The organism is Klebsiella sp. V115_8, from assembly GCF_029967715.1.
Lineage (GTDB): Bacteria > Pseudomonadota > Gammaproteobacteria > Enterobacterales > Enterobacteriaceae > Klebsiella > Klebsiella quasipneumoniae.
The window spans coordinates 52,949-76,616 of sequence record NZ_JASCAR010000041.1 but is presented as its reverse complement, the minus strand read 5'-3'; the positions used below and the strand labels follow the sequence as shown (position 1 = coordinate 76,616).

Genomic DNA, 23,668 nt, shown 5'->3' with positions numbered 1-23,668 from the left:
TTTTGTTTCTGGGGTCAATATGCAAATCGCCAAAGTACTCAATAACAATGTGGTGGTGGTTCTTGACGAACACCAGCGCGAACAGGTGGTGATGGGGCGAGGGCTGGCCTTTCAGAAACGCCCGGGCGACGCGCTGGACGACAGCAAAATTGAAAAAGTCTTCGCCTTACAAAGCGATGAACTGGTCGGCCGCTTAGGTGAACTGCTCAGTCAGATTCCGTTAGAAGTGATGACCACCTGCGATCGCATTATCGACCTGGCGCGCGGGCGGTTAGGCAAGTTACAGGAAAGTTTGTACATCACGTTAACGGATCACTGTCACTTTGCTATCGAGCGGCAGAAAAAGGGCATCGCACTGCGTAACGTGCTGCTGTGGGAGATCAAGCGGCTCTATCCGAAGGAGTTCGCGCTGGGCCAGGAGGCAAGGGCCATTATTGGCAAACGGCTCGGCGTGGCGCTGGCGGAGGATGAAGCCGGATTTATCGCCCTCCATCTGGTGACGGCGCAGCTCAACAGCGAAATGCCGGAGGTCATGCACGTGACCCGGGTGATGCAGGAGATCCTGCAGCTGGTGAAGTATCAGCTGCAGCTGAACTACGACGAGGAGTCGCTGAGCTATCAGCGTTTCGTCACCCACCTGAAGTTTTTCGCCCAGCGGATGCTGACCCGCACGGTGGTGGAAGATGACGACGTCTCGCTGCACAGCGCGGTGAAAGACAACTACGCCAAAGCGTGGAAGTGCGCGGAAACGGTGGCGACGCATCTGCAAAAGCAGTATCAGCGGGCGCTGACCACCGAAGAAATTATGTTTCTTGCCATTCATATTGAACGGGTAAGAAAAGAGGGACGCTAAGTCTCCCGACAAAACTGGATTGTTACTGCATGATGCAGGCAAAACCTGAGCGCGACGCCTACCGGCGTGGTTCTCGGGTTTTTTTTATTTTTACTACTCAGTCGCCGGTTGTCTGCGGGCAGCGGCAGTAAGGAAAAGAGCATGGAATATAAAGCACTCGCGCAGGACATTCTCCGCCGCGTCGGCGGCAAAGAGAACATTGTGAGTCTGGTTCACTGTGCGACACGTCTGCGTTTTAAGCTGAAAGATAACGGCAAAGCCGATGCCGAAGGGCTGAAGGCCAACCCGGGCGTCATTATGGTGGTGGAGAGCGGCGGCCAGTTTCAGGTGGTGATTGGCAACCACGTTCACGACGTCTGGCTGGCGGTGCGTCAGGAGGCAGGGTTAAGCGACGACAGCGAACCGGTGGCGGAAAGCGTTGAAAAGGGGTCGCTGCTGGGGCAGATCATCGATGTCGTGTCGGGAATTTTCACGCCGTTTATCGGCGTGCTGGCGGCCTCCGGTATCCTGAAAGGGATGCTGGCGCTGGCGGTCGTCTGCGGTTGGCTGACCCCGCAACAGGGAACCTATAAAATCTGGTTTGCCGCCAGCGACGCGCTGTTCTTTTTCTTCCCGCTGTTTCTCGGCTACACCGCCGGTAAAAAATTTGGCGGTAACCCGTTTGTTTCGATGGTGATCGGCGGGGCGTTAACCCACCCGCTGATGATTCAGGCCTTTGAGGCCAGCCAGGCGCCGGGCGCGGCGGTGGAGCACTTTCTCGGCATCCCGGTGACCTTTATTAATTACAGCTCATCGGTGATCCCGATTATTCTCGCCTCATGGGTCTGCTGCTGGCTGGAGCGCAAGAGCAACGCGCTGCTGCCGTCATCGATGAAAAACTTTTTTACGCCGGCGATTTGTCTCGCCGTTGTGGTTCCGCTGACGTTTCTGCTGATTGGCCCTCTGGCGACCTGGCTCAGTCATCTGTTGGCCCAGGGGTATCAGATTATCTACGCGGTGGCGCCGTGGCTGGCGGGAGCGGCGATGGGCGCGCTGTGGCAGGTTTGTGTGATCTTCGGCCTGCATTGGGGACTGATTCCGCTGATGATTAACAATCTGACGGTGCTTGGCCATGATTCCATGCTGCCCATGCTGCTGCCGGCCGTTATGGGGCAGGTCGGCGCGGTGCTGGGTATTTTGCTGAAAACCCGCGATGCCCGTCAGAAAGTGCTGGCCGGTTCTGCGTTTTCAGCGGGCATCTTCGGCATTACCGAGCCCGCTATCTATGGCTTAACATTGCCGCTGCGCCGGCCGTTTATCTTCGGCTGCGTGGCGGGCGCCATCGGCGGCGCTATTGTGGGTTTCAGTAACGCTAACGTCTATTCATTCGGCTTCGGGAACATCTTTACCGTGGCGCAAATGATCCCGCCCCAAGGGCTTGATAGCACCGTTTGGGGCGGCGTAGTGGGCATCTTCGCGGCGTTGATTATCTCCTGTGGTTTAACTTTCTTCGCCGGCCTGCCGCGCGCCAGCGCCGCGCCGGGCGCCGTGGCGGTAGCGCCGGTCTCGGCAAACGACATTCTGGCGCCGATGAGCGGCAGCGTCATCGCCCTCGATCAGGTGCCGGACAGCACCTTCGCCAGCGGCCTGCTGGGGAATGGGGTCGCCATTATCCCGGCGGTAGGCAAAGTCATCGCCCCGTTCACCGGCGAAGTGGCCTCTCTGTTTCAGACCAAACACGCCATCGGCCTGCAGAGCGACAGCGGCATTGAGCTGCTGATCCACGTCGGCATCGACACGGTCAAACTCGACGGCGTGCCGTTTACCGCGCATGTGAAAGAGGGTGACAGAGTTCAGGCCGGCGATCTGCTGATTGAGTTCGATCGTCAGGCAATTCTGGACGCCGGTTACGACCTGGCGACCCCGATTATTATCAGCAACAGCGATGACTATCGTGAGATCGACACGGTGGCGCCCAGCGCCGTCGAAGCCGGTCAGCCGCTGTTGTCAGTCAGCCATTAATCACAGGAGAGAGAGATGAAAACATTCCCGGCAGATTTTTTATGGGGCGGCGCGACCGCGGCGAATCAGGTGGAAGGGGCGTACCTGGAAGATGGCAAAGGGTTATCCACCTCCGATGCGCAGCCGCACGGCGTCTTCGGCGAAGTGGTCGAGCGCGTACCCGGCGACAGCGGGATTAAGGATGTGGCGATCGATTTTTACCATCGTTACCCGGAAGATATCGCCCTGTTTGCCGAGATGGGCTTTAACTGCCTGCGGGTGTCCATCGCCTGGACCCGTATCTACCCCAACGGCGATGACGCCGAGCCGAACGAAGCCGGACTCGTGTTCTACGACAAGTTGTTCGACGAGATGGCGAAGCACAACATCACCCCGCTGGTGACGCTGTCGCATTATGAAATGCCGTGGGCGCTGGTGAAAAACTACGGCGGCTGGGGTAGCCGGGAGGTGATTGGCTTCTTTGAGCGCTACGCCCGGACGGTGTTCAGCCGTTATAAAAACAGGGTCAAACTGTGGCTGACCTTTAACGAAATCAATATGTCGCTGCATGCCCCGATGACCGGCGTCGGCCTGCCGGCCGGCAGCAGCAAAGGCGAGGTATATCAGGCCATTCACCACCAGCTGGTGGCCAGCGCCCTGGCGGTCAAAGCCTGTCACGAGCTGGTGCCCGAGGGCAAAATCGGCAATATGCTGCTCGGCGGGTTGATGTATCCCTTGAGCTGCAAACCGGAAGATGTGTTCGAGACGCTGCAGGAGAACCGCAGCTGGCAGTTCTTCGGCGACGTGCAGGCGCGCGGGGCGTACCCGGGCTATATGCAGCGCTTTTTCCGCGACAACGGCATCACGCTCGACATCACCGAGGCCGATCGCGACACGCTGAAAACCACCGTCGATTTTATCTCCTTCAGCTACTACATGACCGGGTGCGTCACCGCCGATGAGGCGCTGAACCAGCAGGCGCGCGGCAATATTCTCAGCATGGTGCCGAACCCGCACCTGGCGAGCTCGGAGTGGGGCTGGCAGATAGACCCCCTGGGCCTGCGTACGCTGCTGAACGTGCTGTGGGATCGCTATCAGAAGCCGCTGTTTATCGTGGAAAACGGTCTGGGCGCCAAAGATAAGGTGGAAGCCGACGGCAGCATTAACGATGACTACCGCATCAGCTACCTGAACGACCATCTGGTGCAGGCGCGGGAGGCCATTGACGATGGCGTTGAGCTGATGGGCTTTACCAGCTGGGGACCGATTGACCTGGTGAGCGCCTCGAAGGCGGAGCTGTCGAAGCGCTACGGCTTTATCTATGTCGACCGCCATGATGACGGCACCGGCACCCTGGCGCGCAGTAAGAAGAAGAGCTTTGACTGGTATAAAGAGGTGATTGCCAGCCGCGGCGCCAGCCTGAAAGCGTAACGCTTCTCCGCCCGGCCATCGTCGGGCGGGGGATTAAGCCGGTTTACGCGCGCGCAGTAAAAAGATCATCGGCCGCTCTTTCTCTTCATCCAGGGCGGGCTGTTGAGCAATCTGTTCGGCGCCTGGTCCCCACTCATCCAGCTGCTCCAGCACAAAACCGGCGGCGATAAGCGCGTTTATCCAGCTCGAGAGTTTGCGGTGCTGTTTAATGACGCCCTCGGCAAACCAGTTGCTGACGCGCTCCCCCTCCTGCTGATAGTGGCTGACCGGCCAGCTCTTTTGCCCCTGTTCATTCACCTGCCATCCCTGCTGCAGCGGCGCGGTATAGATGGGATGTTCGGCAGAAAAAACCAGGATACCGCCAGGGACCAGCGCCTGCTGCAGGGTGGAGAAGAGCGGGGCGATGTCGGGTAAATAATGCAGGGCCAGCGAGCTGTAGATCAGATCGCAGCTGTTGGCGGGCAGCGTCAGGGTTTGCAGATCGGCGCAGCGGTAGTCAATCTCATCCCCGCGGGTCATTTCCCGTGCCTGCGCCAGCATACGCCGGGAGATATCAAAACCCATTATCTGGCTGGCTCCCTGCTGCTGCGCCCAGCGGCAAAACCAGCCGTAGCCGCAGCCGAGATCCACCACCCGCAAACCGGCTAGCGGCGGCAGCATTTGCTGCAGGGCAGGCCACTCCGGTGCGCCATCCAGCCCTTTCACCGAACGATCGAGGGTTGCATAGCCGGCGAAGAAGTGCGGATCGTCATAAATATTCTGGCTCATATTCATCCCTTGAATTGATAAGTTTGTTTATTTTTAGCAAACTAATAATTTAGTCACACGCTTTACTAAACGCGTTTAATTCAATTAACTTATGATCACTCACCTGATTATATTATCTGACCTGTCTAATGAAATTGAGATTAAATAATAGCGTGCTGGCGGCCTTGCCCCTGGCCATCGCGCTGGTAGGCTGCGCGCCTTCCCATGAGGTTGCTCGTCCGCCGCAGCAGCAAATTCCGGCTTCCCATGTTGCCATGGATCTCCCCGCCGCCGTCAAAAACGGCTGGCCGCAGACCGACTGGTGGAAAGACTACCACGATGCCCAACTGGATAATTTGATTCAGCGCGCGCTCGCCAACGCGCCGGATATGCAGATTGCCGAACAGCGCATCAGGCTTGCCGAAGCGCAGGCCAGAATGTCGCAGGCGAATCTTGGCCCGGAGATGGATTTCTCCGCTGACATCGAACGTCAACGCATGTCGGCCGAAGGTCTGATGGGGCCGTTCGCCACCGACACCGACGGCAATACCGGCCCGTGGTACACCAACGGTACCTTCGGCCTGACCGCCGGCTGGGATCTCGATCTGTGGGGCAAAAACCGTGCGCTGGTGAAAGCCCGCATCGGCGAGCTGAAAGCCCAGGTGGCCGAGCAGGCTCAGACCCGCGAGCTGCTCTCCGGCAGCGTGGCGCGCCTGTACTGGCAGTGGCAGACGGAAGCGGCGATCAAAGCGGTGCTGCAGCAGGTGAAAAACGAGCAAAATAATATCGTGACGGTCGACAAGGCCCTGTATCAGCGCGGGATCACCAACTCCGCCGAAGGGGCGGAAAACGATATTAACGTCAGCAAAACCGACCAGCAGCTGGCGGACGTGGCGGGCACGATGAAAGAGATTGAAGCGCGGCTGATGGCCCTGACCAACAGCCAGAGCCAGTCGCTAAACCTCAAACCCGCCAGCCTGCCGACGGTCAGCGCGCAGCTGCCGGACACCCTTGGCTATGAGCTGCTGGCGCGTCGCCCGGATCTGCAGGTCGCTCACTGGTATATCGAGGCGTCGCTGAGCGAAGTGGACGCGGCGAAGGCGGCGTTTTACCCGGACATCAATCTGATGGCGTTCCTGCAGCAGGATGCCCTGCACTTAAGCGATCTTTTCCGCCATTCGGCGCAGCAGATGGGCGTCACCGCCGGACTGACGCTGCCGATCTTCGACAGCGGTCGCCTCAATGCCAATCTGGATATCGCCAGCGCGCAGAACAGCCTGTCCATCGCCCAGTACAACAAAGCGGTGGTGGACGCCGTCAACCAGGTGGCGAAAACCGCCAGCCAGGTCGAGACGCTGATGGCCAAGAGCCAACAGCAGCAGCAGGTTGAAAAAGACGCCCAGCGGGTGGTGGACCTGGCGCAGGCCCGGATGGCGGCGGGGATCTTGCCCGGCTCCCGGGTCAGTATGGCGAAGCTCCCGGCGCTGCAGGAGCGTATCACCGCCTTGCGCCTGCACGGCCAGTGGATTGACGCCAGCATTCAGCTGACCTCGGCCCTCGGCGGCGGCTACCACCAGAGCGTGAAGTAACCGGCCACCCGGCGCGTCAGCGGGCGCGCCGCTCAGTCTTTCTTCTTCCCTTCGCGCCGCCTGAACCACCAGTGGGCGGCCACGACCACCACCACCGCGAGGATCAGCCAGATCCAGTGCTTCAGATGGGCGTCGAGGTGGTGCAGCCACGGGCCAACCACCTCGCCGCCAAGATAGCCTATGGTGGTAAACAGCAGAGCCCACACCAGCGCCCCGGCAATATTCAGCGGCAGGAAAATGCGCGGCGGCAGGCGGCTGGCGCCGATCAGCAGGGGGCCGATCACCCGGAAGCCGTACATAAAGCGGGTGCCGATGACAAACAGCCACGGCCGGTGCTGGATCATGCGCTGGGCTTTCCTGATCCGCGCCTTCTGGCTGGCGAAACGGCGCAGAATGCGCCCGCCGAAGCGGCGACCAAGCAGATAGAGCAACTGATCGCCAATCATCCCGCCGAGGGCGACAGCGATCACCACCAGGGGAAACTTCAGTAGTCCCTGATGCGCCGCGACGCCGCCCAGCAGGGTAATGGTCTCACCTTCCGCCATGCTGCCGACGATCAGCGCCGCGTAGCCATACTGGGAAATCAGGTGATTGATATCCATAAACAGCTTATCTCCTTACCTCATCACCTGTTAATCATACACCCTGCAGACCAAAACGCGTCGAACGCAGATTTTTTGTGCTGTACACAAAATAATCTACAGGGTGAATTATACTTGGATCAGTGCAGTACGAAGCCGTGACAAGGGGGACGCTATGAACCATGTCTGGGGGCTCTTCGCTCATCCCAACCGGGAGATGAGCGTGATAAAGAGCGAGAATGAAACCATTTCTCATCACTATACGCACCATGTGCTGCTGATGGCGGCGGTTCCGGTGGTTTGCGCCTTTATCGGCACCACGCAGCTGGGCTGGAACTTCGGTGACGGCACCATTATTAAACTGTCGATGTGGACCGGGCTGGCGCTGGCTGTCCTGTTTTATGCCGTGATGCTGGCCGGGGTGGCGATCATGGGGCGGGTTATCTGGTGGATGGCCAGGCAATATCCGCAGCAGCCTTCCCTGAAACGCTGCATGGTCTTTGCCGGCTATGTGGCCACGCCGCTGTTCCTGAGCGGGATTGTGGCGCTCTATCCGCTGGTCTGGCTGTGCGCGCTGATCGGTACCGTTGCCCTGTTCTATACCGGTTATCTGCTCTATCTCGGGATCCCGACCTTCCTGAGCATTAACCGGGAAGAGGGGCTCAGTTTCGCCAGCTCGACCCTGGCCATCGGGGTGCTGGTGCTGGAAGTACTGCTGGCGATCACCGTGGTGCTATGGGGGTATGGCTACCGACTGTTCTGATCGGACGAAACGGGTCAATATGCATTGCCGGCAAATATGTATTTTATGTCGGCAATGCAGCATTTCTTCACGATTCTTATTAGGCACAGGGCCTTACGGCGCGGTATGATGGCGTTTGCCAGCGAAGTTGCCCACTTAACCTCGCGGCGTACGTTCCATAACGTGCAAAAATACTTTTCAGAATGCCCATGATGCCGAAATTCCGAGTCTCTTTGCTCAGCCTGACCTTGCTGCTGGCTGTGCCTTTTGCGCCCCAGGCGTTAGCAAAAACCCCGATGGCGGTAGCCGCCTCGCAGCCGGACATCGCTTCCGGCAGCGCCATGATCGTCGATCTGGCCACCAAAAAAATCATCTACGCCAGCCAGCCGGATCTGGTGCGCCCGATGGCGTCGATCACCAAGGTGATGACCGCCATGGTGGTTCTCGATGCCCATCTGCCGCTGGACGAAATGCTGACGGTGGATATCAGCCATACTCCGGAAATGAAGGGGATTTACTCCCGCGTGCGTCTCAACAGCCAGATCAGCCGCCGCGATATGCTGCTGCTGGCGCTGATGTCTTCCGAGAACCGCGCGGCCGCCAGCCTGGCGCATCACTATCCGGGCGGCTACGACGCCTTTATTCGCGCGATGAACGCCAAAGCGCAGGCGCTGGGTATGACCCATACCCGCTATGTGGAGCCCACCGGTCTGTCGGTGCATAACGTCTCCACCGCCCGCGATCTGACCAAACTGCTGATCGCCAGCGAGCAGTACCCGCTGATTGGCCAGCTGAGCACCACCAAAGAAGAGACCGCCACCTTTGCCCATCCGGCCTACAGCCTGCCGTTCCGCAACACTAACCATCTGGTGTATCGCGACAACTGGAACATCCAGCTGACCAAAACCGGCTTCACCAACGCTGCCGGCCACTGCCTGATTATGCGCACGGTGATTAACCAACGTCCGGTGGCGCTGGTGGTGATGGATGCCTTCGGCAAATATACCCACTTCGCCGACGCCAGCCGTTTGCGGACGTGGATCGAGACCGGGAAGGTGATGCCAGTCCCGGCTTCGGCGCTGAGCTATAAAAAGCAGCGCGAAGCGCAGATGGCGGAGGCGATGCTGAAAGGCGGCGCCCAGACCGCGCAGAACGATTAATCTGCATATGCCCCGGATGACGGCGCATTGCGCCTTATCCGGGCTACATTATTTACCGCCGGGTTCCGCCCCTTTCGCAGGCCCGGCAAGCACAGCGCCGCCGGGCAATATACCCGGCACCGTGCCGTGTTTGTGCCGGATGGCGGCTGACGCCTTATCCGGCCTACGTTATTTGGCGTCGGGTTCCGCCCCTTAGTAGGCCCGGCAAGCGCAGCGCCGCCGGGCAATCACGCCGAGTGCCGCGTTTGTGCCGGATGGCGGCTGACGCCTTATCCGGCCTACGTTATTTGGTGCCGGGTTCGGCCCCTTCGCAGGCCCGGCAAGCGCAGCGCCGCCGGGCGATCGGGCTGGGGGGGTTTATGCCGCGAGCCGCGGGATGTGACGCCGAATATTACTCCGGCAGCGTCCAGTCGCCGTCACCCAGCGCGCGCTGCATAATCAACGTATCCCGCCAGTCGCCCATCTTATAGCCGACGCTGCGCAGCTGACCTGCCACGGTAAAACCGAACTTTTTATGGATCGCCAGCGAGCCGGCATTGTTATGGCCATCGCCGATGATCGCCAGCATCTGCCGCCATGGGCCTTTCTCGCATTCGGCGATCAGCCGCGACAGCAGCGCGCTGCCGATGCCACGACCGCCCATTCCGGATTCCACGTAGATCGATTCTTCGAGGGTGTAGCGATAGGCCGGGCGCGGGCGATAGAAAGTGGCGTAGCAGTAGCCGACGATAGCCCCGCGCCACAGCGCTACCAGCCAGGGCAGCCCGTTATCGCGCACGGTCTGGATCCGTTTACGCATTTCGTCAACGGTGGGGGGGATCTCTTCGAAGGAGGCGCGACCATTGAGCACGTGCCAGACATACAGCGCGGCGATGGCGTGCGCATCGTCGGGCAGCGCTTCACGAATTTCTAAATCACTGTCGAGTAACGGGGCCTCTGCAGGCATGGCGGCGCTCCTGAATCTGCCGGAGAGACATTCTCCGGCGTGCAGCGTAATACAGAAGCGCCAGGCTGAATAGTCCTGCCGCCGATTATTGCGGATCCGTCGGGGAGGCCAGCGCCGGGGCCGCTTCACCCCAGTATTTCTGCTTGCTGGTTTTGCCGATTCCCGGGTTCATGCTGTTGGTCGGATCGTTCTGGCGATAGAACTGCTGCAGGCTCTCCGGCGCTTCATACAGATGACCCACGTTATGCTCCGCCGGGTACTGGGCGCCGCGGGCTTTTAGCAACGCCAGCATCTGCTCCTTCAGCGCATGGGCGTCGACCCCTTTCTTGACGATGTAATCCTGATGGAACACATGGCACATAAAGTGGCCATAGTAGAGCTTATGCACCAGCTGGCTGTCGATCTCCGGCGGCAGATGTTCGAACCACTCGGTATCGTTACGGCGCAGGGCGATATCCAGCGCCAGAATATCTTCCACCTCGTCAGCATGCACCGCCTGATAGCGGATCGCCGCGCCCGCGGCGGCAAAGCGATGGAGGAACGCTTTGCAGCCTTCCTCCGGCGTGCAGGCGAAGAACTCCCCCTCGGCCTGTTGGAAGTACGCCGTCAGCCAGCGCTGCGCTTCTTCGATGCCGTCGCCGGCCATCTTCAGCAGCAGATGGTGTTCATATTTGTCGCGCCAGGTTTTCATCCGCTCCGGTAAATGCGCCGGGAAGACGTGGCCGAGCTTCTGCATAAAGCGGTCGGTAAAGTGCGGCTTAAACAGCGACACTTTCTCCAGCATCGCGTCGGTGCGCCCCTTCATGGTGAAGAAGAACGGCATTTTGTCGGTGCCGAGCTTGTCGATCATCAGGAAGGTGTCTTTGCCATACTTCTCGGCGATATCGTAAATATCGCGGTGCATATATTCCCCGGCCACCGGCAGATGCTGGAACTCGGCGAGGATATGGCGGCGGATCTCGGTCAATACCTGCGGCTGATTGGTGCCAATGTAAAACACCTGCTGGCGCTTCTCCGCCGGGAAGGTATCGAGACGCGCGGCGAAAACCGCCAGTTTACCGGCGCAGCCGGAGGATTCGAACAGGCGGTCCGGGTCGGCGTTGTAGCGCGCCGGGGTGTCGGCATCGACATCGCGCACGCGGGTAACATAGTCGTGATCGTGGGCGTGACGGCCATCGTGCAGCACATCGCTATCGCTGATCCGCTCGTCGTCGAGTCGGCTGAGGATCTGCTCCGGCGTACTGCCGAGATCGATGCCCAGATGGTTGACCAGCTTTAGCTTACCGTCGGCGTCAATCTGCGCGAACAGCGACATCTCGGTATAGGCTGGCCCGCGCTGCACCAGGGAGCCGCCGGAATTGTTGCAGATCCCGCCGATCACCGACGCGCCGATGCACGATGAGCCGATCACCGAGTGCGGCTCGCGCCCCAGCGGTTTCAGCGCTTTTTCCAGTGAATAGAGAGTGGTGCCGGGCCAGGCCAGCACCTGCTCGCCTTTGTCCAGCAGATGCAGCTTATCCAGGCGCAGGGTGCTGATAATCACGATCTCGCGATCGTAATCATTGCCGTTGGGGGTGGAGCCTTCGGTCAGGCCGGTGTTGGCCGCCTGCATCAAAATGATTTTATCGGCGTCGACGCAGGCGTTGAGCACGCGCCAGAGTTCCAGCAGGGTGCCGGGAAAGACAACCGCCAGCGCTTCGCCCTGGCCGGAGCGGAAGCCTTTGCGGTAGCGCTGGGTTTTTGCCGGGTCGGTCAGCAGATGCGAAGGGCCAACCAGGCGCGCCAGGTCAGCCAGAAACGTTTTATGGGTGTTAGTGGGTGCAGATGACATGTTCCACTCCTTGTGGTGGTGCGCGAAATATCGAGGATAAGCATAGCGCTTTGTATGACAATTTGATGCATGAATGTTTCGCAAAAATCAGAGAAGAACCTTAGCATTCTGCGGGCGCGTTGTTTATATATATGGCAAACTGCGGTTTTTATTATGTTTTACCAAGTCCCCGTCTGAGAAAAAGCGAGATAACAATGAAATGGCTCTGCACTGTAGGCGTCGCCGTGAGTCTGGCGCTGCAACCCGCGCTGGCGGATGAACTGTTTGGTAACCACCCCCTGACCCCGCAGGCGCGGGATGCCTTTGTTACCGACCTGCTGAAAAAAATGACCGTGGACGAGAAAATCGGCCAGCTGCGTCTGATAAGCGTCGGCCCGGATAACCCGAAAGAAGCGATCCGCGAGATGATCAAAGCGGGCCAGGTGGGAGCGATTTTTAACACCGTCACCCGTCCGGATATCCGCGTCATGCAGGATCAGGTGATGCAGCTTAGCCGCCTGAAGATCCCGCTGTTCTTTGCCTACGATGTGCTGCACGGCCAGCGCACTGTCTTCCCAATAAGCCTCGGTCTGGCCTCGTCGTTTAACCTCGACGCGGTGAAAACCGTGGGCCGCGTGTCAGCTTATGAAGCCGCCGATGACGGGCTGAACATGACCTGGGCGCCGATGGTCGACGTCTCCCGCGACCCGCGCTGGGGACGCGCTTCCGAAGGCTTCGGGGAAGACACGTATCTGACCACGATGATGGGCCAGGCGATGGTGGCGTCGATGCAGGGCAAGAGCCCGGCTGACCGCTATTCGGTGATGACCAGCGTCAAGCACTTCGCCGCCTACGGCGCGGTGGAGGGCGGGAAAGAGTACAACACGGTCGACATGAGCCCGCAGCGCCTGTTCAACGACTATATGCCGCCGTATAAAGCCGGACTCGATGCCGGCAGCGGCGCGGTGATGGTGGCCCTGAATTCGCTGAACGGCACCCCGGCGACCGCCGATTCCTGGCTGCTGAAAGATGTCCTGCGCGACCAGTGGGGCTTTAAAGGCATCACGGTTTCCGACCACGGCGCCATCAAAGAGCTGATCAAGCACGGCGTGGCCTCCGACCCGGAAGACGCGGTGCGCGTGGCGCTGAAGTCCGGCATCAACATGAGCATGAGCGACGAGTATTACAGCAAATACCTGCCGGGGCTGGTGAAATCCGGCAAGGTGACCATGGCTGAGCTGGATGACGCCACCCGTCACGTGCTCAACGTCAAATATGACATGGGGCTGTTCAACGATCCGTACAGCCACCTGGGACCAAAAGATTCTGACCCGCAGGACACCAACGCGGAAAGCCGTCTGCATCGTAAAGAGGCGCGCGAAGTGGCCCGCGAGAGCCTGGTGCTGCTGAAAAACCGTCTCGATACGCTGCCGCTGAAAAAATCCGGCACTATCGCGGTGGTGGGCGCGCTGGCGGACAGCAAACGCGACATGATGGGCAGCTGGTCGGCGGCGGGCGTGGCCGATCAGTCGGTGACCGTCCTGACCGGCATCAAAGAAGCGCTGGGCGATAACGGCAAAGTGATTTACGCCAAAGGGGCGAACGTTACCGACGACAAAGGCATTGTCGATTTCCTCAATCTGTATGAGAAAGCAGTGCAGGTTGACCCGCGCTCGCCGCAGGAAATGATCGACGAAGCCGTCGCGGCGGCGAAGCAATCCGACGTGGTGGTCGCCGTAGTGGGCGAGGCGCAGGGGATGGCCCATGAGGCCTCCAGCCGGACCGACATCACCCTGCCGCAGAGCCAGCGCAATCTGATTGCTGCCCTCAAAGCCACCGGCAAACCGCTGGTGCTGGTGCTGATGAACGGCCGTCCGCTGGCGCTGGTGAAAGAGGATCAGCAAGCCGATGCGCTGCTGGAGACCTGGTTTGCCGGCACCGAAGGCGGGCATGCCATCGCCGACGTGCTGTTTGGCGACTATAACCCGTCGGGCAAGCTGCCGATGTCCTTCCCGCGCTCGGTGGGGCAGATCCCAACCTACTACAGCCATCTGAATACCGGTCGGCCGTATAATCCGGAGAAGCCGAACAAGTACACCTCGCGTTACTTCGATGAGGCCAACGGCCCGCTGTACCCGTTTGGCTACGGTCTGAGCTACACCACCTTTAGCGTCTCCGATGTCACTATGTCGTCGGCCACCCTGCCGCGCGACGGCAGCGTGACCGCCAGCGTGCAGGTGACCAACACCGGCAAACGCGAAGGGGCGACGGTCATTCAGCTGTATCTGCAGGACGTCACCGCCTCCATGAGCCGGCCGGTGAAAATGCTGCGCGGCTTTAAAAAGGTCACCCTCAAGCCGGGTGAAACGCAAACCGTCAGCTTCCCGATCGACGTCGACGCGCTGAAGTTCTGGAACCAGCAGATGAAATACGTCGCTGAGCCGGGCAAATTCAATGTCTTTATCGGCGTGGACTCCGCCCGCGTGAAGCAGAGCGAGTTTGAGCTGTTGTAAGGCAGAGCCCTTAAGCCCAACGTCGCACGTTAAAGGCCGATTAATCGGCCTTTTCTTTTTCGTATCGCTGGCAAATGGACTACGCTTTTCTCTTAAGCTTCTGTAAGCGAAGCGCAAAAGAACTGAGGGAAGCGGGATGAATATGGCGACGAAATGGTCCGGCGCGCTGGCGCTGGCCGCCCTGATAAGTGTGCCGCTGCAGGCGGCGGAGCCGGTGAAGGTCGGCTCGAAAATTGATACCGAAGGGGCGCTGCTGGGCAATATGATCCAGCAGGTGCTGGAAAACCACGGCGTCAAAACGATTAATAAAATCCAGCTCGGCACCACGCCGGTGGTTCGCGGGGCGATTGTCGCCGGCGAGCTGGATATCTATCCGGAGTATACCGGCAATGGCGCTTTCTTCTTTAAAGATGAAAACGACCCGGCATGGAAGAATGCCCGGCAGGGCTATGAGAAGGTGAAACGCCTGGATCAGGAGAAACATCAGCTGGTATGGCTCACCCCGGCGCCGGCTAACAACACCTGGACCATCGCCGTGCGCCAGGAGCTGGCGGAGAAAAATCATCTGACCTCGCTGGCCGACCTCAGCCGCTATCTGCAGCAGGGCGGCGAATTTAAGCTGGCGGCTTCGGCGGAGTTTATTGAACGCCCGGACGCGCTGCCGGCGTTTGAAAAAGCGTATGACTTCAAACTCAACCAGAACCAGCTGCTGTCGCTGGCCGGGGGCGATACGGCGGTGACCATCAAAGCGGCGGCGCAGCAGACCTCCGGCGTCAACGCGGCGATGGCCTACGGCACCGACGGCCCGGTGGCGGCTCTGGGGTTACAGACGCTGAGCGACCCGCAGGGCGTGCAGCCGATTTACGCCCCGACGCCGGTGGTGCGCGAGGCGGTGCTTAAAGCCTACCCGCAGATCGCCGACTGGCTGAAGCCGGTCTTCGCCAGCCTCGATGAAAAGACCCTGCAGCAGCTCAACGCCCGCATCGCGGTGGAAGGCCAGGATGCGAAGCGCGTGGCGGCAGATTATCTGCAGCAGAAAGGCCTGCTGAAGTAAGCTACCGGTGACCATTCGCTGTACTCACCGCGTCGGCCTGCTGCTGACAGGCCTGCTGCTGGTTACGCTGGCGCTGCCGTTTATCGCTTACGCGCCGAATCGCTTACTCTCCGGGGAAGGGCGCGGGCTGTGGCAGGTGATGCCCTGGCTCGCCGGCGTTCAGCTGGCGGCAGCCCTCGCCGGGATCCTGCTCTGCTGGCTGCCGGGCAGGGTTGCGCCGCTTCTCCATCTGCTGCTGGCCGAACTGCTCTTCCCGCTGCTTATCTGGGGCAGCGGCCAGGCGGCGATTGAGCTCTCCCGGCACGGCTCGCCGCTGGCGCGCACCTCGCCCGGCAGCGGTCTGTGGCTGTCGCTGGCGCTCTGCCTGCTGCTGGCCAGCGAGGCCATTCGTCATCTTACCGCCCGGCCGCTGTGGCGCTGGCTGCTCAATGCGCAAGTCTGGCTTCTGCCCATCATCCTGCTCGCCGCCGGGGCGCTCGATCAGCTCTCGCTGCTGAAGGAGTATGCCAACCGCCAGGAGGTGTTTGACGACGCCCTGCGCCAGCATCTGCTTCTGCTGTTTGGCACCCTGCTGCCGGGCCTGATCATTGGCCTGCCGCTGGGGGTATGGCTCTGGCGGCGTCCGCGCTGGCAGGCGCCGGCCTTCACCGTGCTCAATGTGATCCAGACTATCCCGTCGGTGGCGCTGTTCGGCCTGCTGATTGCCCCGCTTGCCGGTCTGGCGCGCTATTTCCCGGCGCTGGGCGAGCTGGGCGTCTCCGGGACCGGCGTGGCGCCGGCCCTGATCGCCCTGACGTTGTATGCGCTGCTGCCGCTGGTGCGCGGGGTGGTGACCGGCCTGCAGCAGGTGCCGCGGGATGCGCTGGAGAGCGCGACGGCGATGGGCATGAGCGCCGGACAGCGTTTTCGTCAGGTGCAACTCCCGCTGGCGATGCCGGTGCTGTTGCGCAGCCTGCGGGTGGTCAGCGTGCAAACCGTCGGCATGGCGGTGGTGGCGGCGCTGATCGGCGCCGGCGGCTTTGGCGCGCTGGTGTTCCAGGGGCTGCTGAGCAGCGCGCTGGATCTGGTGCTGCTCGGGGTCGTGCCGACCATTGCCCTGGCGGTGGTCGTGGATGCCCTGTTCGCCCTGTGGGGCGCCTGGCTGAAAGGAGAGGCCAATGATTGAATTTGAAGGGGTCAGCAAAGCGTTTGCCGGTCATCCGGCGGTGAAGGATCTGACCCTGCAGCTGCGCGAAGGCGCTTTCTCGGTGCTGGTGGGAACCTCCGGCTCGGGCAAGTCGACGACGCTGAAAATGATCAACCGCCTGCTGGAGCCGGACCGGGGCATGATTCGCTTTGCCGGCGAAGACATCCGCCAGCAGCCGCTTCTGACCCTGCGGCGGCGGATGGGCTATGCCATCCAGTCCATCGGCCTGTTTCCCCACTGGACGGTGGCGCAGAATATCGCCACCGTGCCGCAGCTGCAAAAATGGCCGCGGGGGAGGATCGCCGACCGGGTCGACGAGCTGATGGCGCTGCTGGGGCTGGAGGCAACGCTGCGCGACCGCTACCCTCATCAGCTCTCCGGCGGCCAGCAGCAGCGGGTCGGGGTGGCGCGGGCGCTGGCGGCAGACCCGGAGGTACTGCTGATGGATGAGCCCTTCGGCGCCCTCGACCCGGTGACCCGTGAGGCGCTGCAGCAGGAGATGCTGCGCATCCATCGCCTGCTGGGGCGGACGATTGTCCTGGTGACCCATGATATTGACGAAGCGCTGCGTCTCGCGGACCACCTGGTGCTGATGGACGGCGGCGAGGTGGTCCAGCAGGGGGCGCCGCTGGAGATGCTCATGCGGCCAGAGAATCACTTTGTGCAAACCTTTTTTGGCCGCAGCGAGCTGGGCGTGCGCCTGCTGTCGCTGCGCGAGGTGCGGGACTATCTGCGTCCCGACGAGCGGCTGGCGGGCGAGGGGCTGACCGTCACCATGACCCTGCGGGAAGCGCTGTCGCAGTTTGTCGCCCGGCGATGCGAGGCGCTGCCGGTGGTGGATGCCGAGGGGCACCCCTGCGGCACGCTGCATTTTGCCGATCTGCTGCGCCAGGAGGCGAGTCATGAAGGCGCTTCGTGAGCCGCTGTGGTGGCTTAGCGCGCTGTTTATCGGCCTGCTGGCGGGGCTGCCCTACAGCGCGCCGCTGTTCAGCCGGCTGTTTCCGGAACTGCCGCGGCCGGTCTACCAGCAGGAGAGCTTCTGGGCGCTCACTGTCGATCACGGCTGGCTGGTGGCGGCGTCCAGCCTCGCGGCGACCGCTGTCGGGCTGGGGGCAGGGGTGGCGGTCACCCGGCCCGCGGGTAGCGCGTTTCGTCCGCTGGTGGAGACCATCGCCGCTATCGGACAGACCTTTCCGCCGGTGGCGGTGCTGGCGATGGCGGTGCCGGTGCTGGGCTTTGGCTGGCTGCCGGCGCTGATCGCCCTCGCGCTGTATGGCATACTGCCGGTGCTGCAAGGGACTCTGGCCGGTCTGGGGTCGATACCGTCGGGCGTGTCAGATGTGGCAGAAGGGATGGGCATGACCGGCTGGCAGCGTCTGTGCAAGGTGGAGCTGCCGCTGGCGGCCCCGGTGATCCTGGCGGGGATCCGCACCTCGGTCATCGTCAATATTGGTACCGCGACGATAGCCTCGACGGTGGGGGCCAATACGCTTGGGACGCCGATCATCATCGGCCTGAGCGGGTTTAATACCGCCTATATCGTGCAGGGGGCGCTGCTGGTGGCGCTGGCGGCGATTATTGTCGACCGCGCGTTTGAGCGCCTGGCCCGCTGGCTCAGCCGACACCGCCACGTACAATAAAGGAATAGCCGGCCAGCATCACGCCGCTGATCCCGCCGATGGCCATAAGTAAGAAGAGAGTGACGACCGCGATTTTCGCTGGCTTCATAATAGACTCCTGATGTTAACAGGGGGATTATACGGTGAAGCACAGGTGTTAATGAAACATTAATTGCGGTTTAGCGCGCCGCGCCGGGCTTTTTGCCGCTTTCGCTGCGTCACACGCCGCAAAAAAGTGTGATCCTGCCCGTCATTTTTCATTTTTATGCAGGGCTTCAAAGAAAGTCTCCGCCAGGCAGTGTAAGGTACGCGCTTTCAGGAATGTGTGGTTTGCGGGTATGTACGAGTTTGATCTGGTGTTGCTGCTGCTTCAGCAGATGTGCGTATTTTTGGTCATCGCGTGGTTGATGAGCAAAACCCGACTGTTTATCCCCCTGATGCAAGTCACCGTTCGCCTGCCGCACAAGCTGCTGTGCTACGTCACCTTCTCCATTTTCTGCATTATGGGGACCTATTTTGGTCTGCATATCGAAGACTCTATCGCCAACACCCGCGCCATCGGCGCCGTGATGGGCGGCCTGCTCGGCGGCCCGGTGGTCGGCGGGCTGGTGGGGCTGACCGGCGGCCTGCACCGCTACTCGCTGGGGGGGATGACCGCCTTAAGCTGCATGGTCTCCACTATCGTCGAGGGGCTGCTGGGCGGTCTGGTGCACAGCGTGCTGGTCAAGCGCGGCCGGCCGGACAAAGTCTTTAGCCCGCTGACCGCCGGGGCGATCACCTTCGTGGCCGAGCTGGTGCAGATGATGATTATTCTGCTGATCGCCCGCCCGTTCCAGGACGCCCTGCATCTGGTGCAGAGCATTGCCGCGCCGATGATGGTGACCAATACCGTCGGCGCGGCGCTGTTTATGCGCATTCTGCTGGACAAGCGGGCGATGTTCGAGAAGTACACCTCCGCCTTTTCCGCCACGGCGCTGAAGGTGGCGGCGTCCACCGAGGGGATCCTGCGTCAGGGGTTCAACGAAGAGAACAGCATGAAGGTGGCCCAGGTGCTTATCCAGGAGCTGGATATCGGCGCGGTGGCGATCACCGACCGCGACAAGCTGCTGGCGTTTACCGGCATCGGCGACGACCATCACCTGCCGGGCAAACCTATCTCCTCCTCGTATACGCAACGGGCGATTGAGACCGGGGAGGTGGTGTATGCCGACGGCAACGAGGTGCCCTACCGCTGCTCGATTCATCCGCACTGTAAGCTGGGGTCGACGCTGGTGATCCCCTTGCGCGGCGAGAACCAGCGGGTGATCGGCACCATCAAACTGTATGAGGCGAAAAACCGCCTGTTCAGTTCGATCAACCGCACCCTGGGGGAGGGGATTGCCCAGCTGCTGTCGGCGCAGATCCTCGCCGGGCAGTACGAGCGGCAGAAGGCGCTGCTGACGCAATCCGAAATCAAGCTTCTGCATGCCCAGGTCAACCCGCACTTCCTGTTTAACGCGCTTAACACCCTGAAGGCGGTGATCCGTCGCGACAGCGAGCAGGCCGGCCAGCTGGTGCAGTATCTGTCGACCTTCTTTCGCAAGAACCTGAAGCGGCCGACAGAAATCGTCACCCTCGCCGATGAGATCGAGCATGTTAATGCCTACCTGCAGATTGAGAAGGCCCGCTTTCAGGCTAACCTGCAGATCCAGATGGCGGTGCCGGAAGGGCTGGCGCATCACCAGCTGCCGGCCTTTACCCTGCAGCCGATCGTGGAGAACGCCATTAAGCATGGCACATCGCAACATCTTGGCGTCGGCGAAATTACCATTCGCGCCAGCCAGGACGATCGCTGGCTGCAGCTGGATATCGAAGATAACGCCGGGCTGTACCGGGCCAACCCTCAGGCCAGCGGGCTGGGGATGAATCTGGTGGACAGGCGGCTTCGGGCGCGTTTTGGCGCCGACTGCGGCATCAGCGTCACCTGCGAACCGGAGCGCTTTACCCGTGTCACCCTACGTTTGCCCCTGGAGGAGAATGCATGCTGAGAGTATTGATCGTCGATGATGAGCCGCTGGCGCGGGAAAACCTGCGTATTTTGCTGGAGACTCAGCGCGATATCGAGATCGTCGGCGAATGCGGCAACGCGGTGGAGGCGATTGGCGCGGTCCATAAGCTGCGTCCCGACGTGTTGTTTCTCGACATCCAGATGCCGCGCATCAGCGGCCTGGAGATGGTCGGGATGCTCGACCCGGAGCACCGCCCCTATATCGTGTTTCTCACCGCCTTTGATGAATACGCGGTGAAAGCCTTTGAGGAGCACGCCTTTGACTATCTGCTCAAGCCGATTGAAGCTGCCCGGCTGGAGAAAACCCTCGCCCGCCTGCGCCAGGAGCGTAATCTTCAGGATGTGTCGCTGCTGGATGACGCCCGGCAGACGCTGAAATACATACCCTGTACCGGCCACAGCCGTATCTGGCTGCTGCAGATGGAGGATGTGGCCTTTGTCAGCAGCCGGATGAGCGGGATCTACGTGACCGACCGCGAGGGCAAGGAGGGGTTTACCGAGCTGACCCTGCGCACCCTTGAGAGCCGCACGCCGCTGCTGCGCTGTCATCGCCAGTATCTGGTGAATATGGCGCACCTGAAGGAGATTCGCCTGGAGGAGAATGGTCAGGCGGAGCTGCTGATGCGCGCCGGGCAAACGGTGCCGGTGAGCCGGCGCTATTTAAAAAGCCTGAAAGAGGCGATTGGCCTGTAAAGCTGCTACACTGCGCCCCATTGCATCATCGACAGTAAAAGGCACTCATGCTCAGTAATGATATTCTTCGTAGCCTGCGCTACACCCTGAAAGTCAATAATAACGATATGGTGCGCATTCTTGCGCTATCCGATATGGAATCCACCTCCGCCAGCTTTGACACCTGGACGACGAAAGAGGATGAAGAGGGCTTTGTCCGCTGCCCGGACATTATCCTGTCGGGTTTCCTCAACGGCCTTATCTATGACAAGCGCGGTAAAGACGATTCGGCGCCGGAGCTGGCGCTGGAGCGCCGGGTGAATAACAATACGGTGCTGAAAAAGCTGCGGATCGCCTTCTCGCTGAAAACGGATGATATTGTGGCGATCATGAGCGAGCAGAAATACCGCGTCTCGGTGCCGGAAGTGACCGCCATGATGCGGTCGCCTGACCACAAAAACTACCGCGAGTGCGGCGACCAGTTTCTGCGCAATTTCCTGCGCGGCCTGACCCAGCGGGTGCATAACCCGAAGGCGTGATGGTTAGCCGGGGGGCGGCTTCGCCTTACCCGGCCTACAAAACCCGTCGGCCCGTGCAAGGGTAGCGCCGCCGGGCAAAAAAAAGCCGGAGATATTCTCCGGCTTTTTTATTATTTCACCTGCTGACCCGGCTTCGCGCCGTCGTCAGGGCTTAACAGGAAGATATCCTTCCCGCCAGGGCCGGCGGCCATCACCATCCCTTCCGAGATGCCGAAGCGCATTTTGCGCGGCGCCAGGTTGGCGACCATCACCGTCAGGCGGCCAATCAGCGGCTGCGGATCCGGATAAGCGGAGCGGATGCCGGAGAAGACGTTACGCTTCTCGCCGCCAAGATCCAGCGTCAGGCGCAGCAGCTTGTCGGAGCCCTCGACAAATTCCGCGTTTTCAATCAGCGCCACGCGCAGGTCGACTTTGGCGAAATCGTCAAAGGTGATGGTTTCCTGAATCGGATCGTCCGCCAGCGGGCCGCTGACCGGCGCCGCGGTGGCTTTCACCTCTTCTTTAGAGGCTTCCACCAGGGCTTCCACCTGCTTCATCTCGATGCGGTTGTACAGCGCCTTAAACGGATTGACCTTATGCGCCAGCAGCGGCTGCTGGATGGCGTCCCAGCTCAGCTCGCTGTTGAGGAACGCTTCCGCGCGCGCGGCCAGCTGCGGCAGGACCGGCTTCAGCCAGGTCATCAGCACGCGGAACATATTCAGGCCCATGGTGCAGATGGCCTGCAGGTCGGCGTCGCGGCCTTCCTGTTTCGCCACCACCCACGGCGCCTGCTCATCGACATAGCGGTTGGCCACGTCGGCGAGGGCCATGATTTCGCGGATGGCCTTACCGAACTCGCGGCTGTCCCACGCTTCGCCGATGCTTTCCGCCGCGTCGGTGAAGGTTTTGTACAGCGCCGGGTCGGCCAGCTCAGCGGCCAGCACGCCGTCAAAACGCTTGCTGATAAAGCCGGCGTTGCGGGAGGCGAGGTTAACCACCTTGTTGACGATGTCGGCGTTAACGCGCTGGATAAAGTCTTCCAGGTTGAGGTCGATATCATCGATGCGCGAAGAGAGCTTGGCGGTGTAGTAGTAGCGCAGGCTGTCGGCATCAAAGTGCTTCAGCCAGGTGCTGGCCTTAATGAAGGTGCCGCGCGACTTAGACATCTTCGCGCCGTTGACCGTCACGTAGCCATGCACGAACAGGTTGGTCGGTTTACGGAACTGGCTGCCTTCCAGCATCGCCGGCCAGAACAGGCTGTGGAAGTAGACGATGTCCTTGCCGATAAAGTGATACAGCTCGGCCGTGGAGTCTTTCTTCCAGTATTCGTCGAAGCTGGTGGTGTCGCCGCGCTTGTCGCACAGGTTCTTGAAAGAGCCCATGTAGCCGATCGGCGCGTCCAGCCAGACGTAGAAATATTTGCCCGGCGCGTTCGGAATTTCGAAGCCGAAGTACGGCGCATCGCGGGAGATGTCCCACTGCTGCAGGCCGGATTCGAACCACTCCTGCATTTTGTTCGCCACCTGCTCCTGCAGCGCGCCGCTGCGGGTCCACGCCTGCAGCATTTCGCTGAACGACGGCAGGTCGAAGAAGAAGTGTTCGGAGTCACGCATCACCGGCGTGGCGCCGGAGACCACCGATTTCGGGTCGATCAGTTCGGTGGGGCTGTAGGTCGCGCCGCACACTTCGCAGTTATCGCCGTACTGGTCCGGAGATTTACACTTCGGACAGGTGCCTTTCACAAAACGGTCCGGCAGGAACATGCCTTTTTCCGGATCGTAGAGCTGAGAGATGGTGCGGTTTTTGATAAAACCGTTCTCTTTCAGACGGGTGTAGATAAGCTCCGACAGCTCGCGGTTCTCGTCGCTGTGCGTCGAGTGATAGTTATCGTAGCTGATGTCGAAGCCGGCAAAATCGGTCTGATGCTCCTGACTCATCTCGCCAATCATCTGCTCCGGGGTGATACCGAGCTGTTGCGCCTTGAGCATGATCGGCGTGCCGTGGGCGTCGTCGGCGCAGATGAAGTTGACCTCGTGGCCGCGCATTCGCTGGTAACGGACCCAGACATCAGCCTGGATGTGCTCCAGCATGTGGCCGAGGTGGATGGAGCCGTTGGCGTACGGCAGGGCGCACGTTACCAGAATTTTCTTCGCGACTTGAGTCATAGTGAGCATTACATCTTCTGTTGTAAAAAGGGCTTCCGATATTACCAAAAGGGCT

General features: G+C 60.6%; 19 protein-coding genes and 1 pseudogene. 14 read left to right on the top strand and 6 right to left on the bottom strand.

Translation table 11 applies throughout. The features are described from left to right. Window positions 1-19: 19 nt before the first annotated feature. The 3 genes and pseudogenes from bglG (at window position 20) to ascB (ending at window position 4,264) form a co-directional block, all read left to right on the top strand. A complete protein-coding gene (gene bglG / locus QLG03_RS19015) occupies window positions 20-853 on the top strand; it encodes a transcriptional antiterminator BglG (protein ID WP_023290435.1) in 834 nt (277 codons plus the stop codon). A gap of 29 nt (window positions 854-882) precedes the next feature. After that, window positions 883-2,854 (top strand): annotated as a pseudogene (gene bglF, locus QLG03_RS19010) (PTS beta-glucoside transporter subunit IIABC). Window positions 2,855-2,869: 15 nt separating this feature from the next. Further along, window positions 2,870-4,264 carry a 6-phospho-beta-glucosidase gene (gene ascB, locus QLG03_RS19005; RefSeq protein ID WP_048297900.1) on the top strand — a complete coding sequence of 465 codons (1,395 nt, stop codon included), beginning with the start codon at window positions 2,870-2,872 and terminating at the stop codon, window positions 4,262-4,264. A 33-nt stretch (window positions 4,265-4,297) separates the two neighbouring features. Here ascB and QLG03_RS19000 read toward each other — a convergent pair whose 3' ends face one another. After that, on the bottom strand, window positions 4,298-5,032 hold the full coding sequence (locus QLG03_RS19000) for a class I SAM-dependent methyltransferase (protein WP_032453514.1): 735 nt from the start codon (window positions 5,030-5,032) through the stop codon (window positions 4,298-4,300). A 128-nt stretch (window positions 5,033-5,160) separates the two neighbouring features. On the opposite strand from QLG03_RS19000, the gene mdtQ reads away from it, so the two are divergent. Then, window positions 5,161-6,600 (top strand): multidrug resistance outer membrane protein MdtQ, encoded by a 1,440-nt coding sequence (gene mdtQ, locus QLG03_RS18995; protein WP_044524206.1) that lies wholly within the window; start codon window positions 5,161-5,163, stop codon window positions 6,598-6,600. A 32-nt stretch (window positions 6,601-6,632) separates the two neighbouring features. Here mdtQ and QLG03_RS18990 read toward each other — a convergent pair whose 3' ends face one another. Then, complete coding sequence (locus QLG03_RS18990; protein WP_023290430.1) at window positions 6,633-7,202, bottom strand: DedA family protein; 570 nt, start codon at window positions 7,200-7,202, stop codon at window positions 6,633-6,635. 154 nt (window positions 7,203-7,356) lie between these two features. Here QLG03_RS18990 and QLG03_RS18985 point away from each other — a divergent pair, with 154 nt between their 5' ends. Together QLG03_RS18985 and pbpG are read left to right on the top strand one after the other, a co-directional pair. Further along, window positions 7,357-7,944: a Yip1 family protein gene (locus QLG03_RS18985; RefSeq protein ID WP_032453512.1), complete on the top strand. Its 588-nt coding sequence runs from the start codon at window positions 7,357-7,359 to the stop codon at window positions 7,942-7,944. 188 nt (window positions 7,945-8,132) lie between these two features. Next, complete coding sequence (gene pbpG, locus QLG03_RS18980; protein ID WP_255989069.1) at window positions 8,133-9,083, top strand: D-alanyl-D-alanine endopeptidase; 951 nt, start codon at window positions 8,133-8,135, stop codon at window positions 9,081-9,083. A gap of 391 nt (window positions 9,084-9,474) precedes the next feature. Here the strand turns inward: pbpG and QLG03_RS18975 are convergent, their stop codons facing one another. Then, entirely contained in the window at window positions 9,475-10,029 is a 555-nt protein-coding gene (locus QLG03_RS18975) for a GNAT family N-acetyltransferase (RefSeq protein ID WP_002912829.1), read from the bottom strand. 85 nt (window positions 10,030-10,114) lie between these two features. After that, entirely contained in the window at window positions 10,115-11,860 is a 1,746-nt protein-coding gene (gene dld / locus QLG03_RS18970) for a D-lactate dehydrogenase (protein ID WP_255989071.1), read from the bottom strand. A 194-nt stretch (window positions 11,861-12,054) separates the two neighbouring features. Here dld and bglX point away from each other — a divergent pair, with 194 nt between their 5' ends. The 5 genes from bglX (at window position 12,055) to QLG03_RS18945 (ending at window position 18,232) form a co-directional block, all read left to right on the top strand. Continuing rightward, window positions 12,055-14,352, top strand: coding sequence for a beta-glucosidase BglX (bglX, locus tag QLG03_RS18965; protein WP_023290426.1), 2,298 nt, complete (start codon window positions 12,055-12,057; stop codon window positions 14,350-14,352). A gap of 136 nt (window positions 14,353-14,488) precedes the next feature. Then, window positions 14,489-15,406, top strand: coding sequence for an ABC transporter substrate-binding protein (locus QLG03_RS18960; RefSeq protein WP_255989075.1), 918 nt, complete (start codon window positions 14,489-14,491; stop codon window positions 15,404-15,406). Between the two features lie 7 nt (window positions 15,407-15,413). Beyond that, a complete protein-coding gene (locus tag QLG03_RS18955; protein WP_044524199.1) occupies window positions 15,414-16,571 on the top strand; it encodes an ABC transporter permease in 1,158 nt (385 codons plus the stop codon). Further along, window positions 16,564-17,511: an ABC transporter ATP-binding protein gene (locus QLG03_RS18950; protein ID WP_101862031.1), complete on the top strand. Its 948-nt coding sequence runs from the start codon at window positions 16,564-16,566 to the stop codon at window positions 17,509-17,511. The genes QLG03_RS18955 and QLG03_RS18950 overlap by 8 nt, the downstream gene beginning before the upstream one ends. Continuing rightward, window positions 17,495-18,232: an ABC transporter permease gene (locus QLG03_RS18945; protein ID WP_023290422.1), complete on the top strand. Its 738-nt coding sequence runs from the start codon at window positions 17,495-17,497 to the stop codon at window positions 18,230-18,232. Before QLG03_RS18950 ends, QLG03_RS18945 begins: the two co-directional genes overlap by 17 nt. Here QLG03_RS18945 and QLG03_RS18940 read toward each other — a convergent pair. Further along, window positions 18,207-18,320, bottom strand: a complete 114-nt coding sequence (locus QLG03_RS18940; protein WP_002912762.1) for a protein YohO — start codon at window positions 18,318-18,320, stop codon at window positions 18,207-18,209. The genes QLG03_RS18945 and QLG03_RS18940 overlap by 26 nt on opposite strands. Before the next feature lie 229 nt (window positions 18,321-18,549). Between QLG03_RS18940 and QLG03_RS18935 the strand changes: the two genes are divergently transcribed. Genes QLG03_RS18935 through QLG03_RS18925 form a run of 3 tightly spaced genes read left to right on the top strand, consistent with a single transcriptional unit; the run spans window position 18,550 to window position 21,469 of the window. Beyond that, on the top strand, window positions 18,550-20,238 hold the full coding sequence (locus QLG03_RS18935) for a sensor histidine kinase (protein WP_004189065.1): 1,689 nt from the start codon (window positions 18,550-18,552) through the stop codon (window positions 20,236-20,238). Further along, on the top strand, window positions 20,232-20,951 hold the full coding sequence (gene btsR, locus QLG03_RS18930) for a two-component system response regulator BtsR (RefSeq protein ID WP_023290421.1): 720 nt from the start codon (window positions 20,232-20,234) through the stop codon (window positions 20,949-20,951). The genes QLG03_RS18935 and btsR overlap by 7 nt, the downstream gene beginning before the upstream one ends. A gap of 47 nt (window positions 20,952-20,998) precedes the next feature. After that, the gene (locus tag QLG03_RS18925) at window positions 20,999-21,469 is read left to right on the top strand and encodes a DUF1456 family protein (protein WP_023290420.1); all 471 of its coding nucleotides are present in this window, start codon (window positions 20,999-21,001) and stop codon (window positions 21,467-21,469) included. A 110-nt stretch (window positions 21,470-21,579) separates the two neighbouring features. Here the strand turns inward: QLG03_RS18925 and metG are convergent, their stop codons facing one another. After that, complete coding sequence (gene metG, locus QLG03_RS18920; RefSeq protein WP_032429194.1) at window positions 21,580-23,613, bottom strand: methionine--tRNA ligase; 2,034 nt, start codon at window positions 23,611-23,613, stop codon at window positions 21,580-21,582. Window positions 23,614-23,668: the final 55 nt, after the last annotated feature.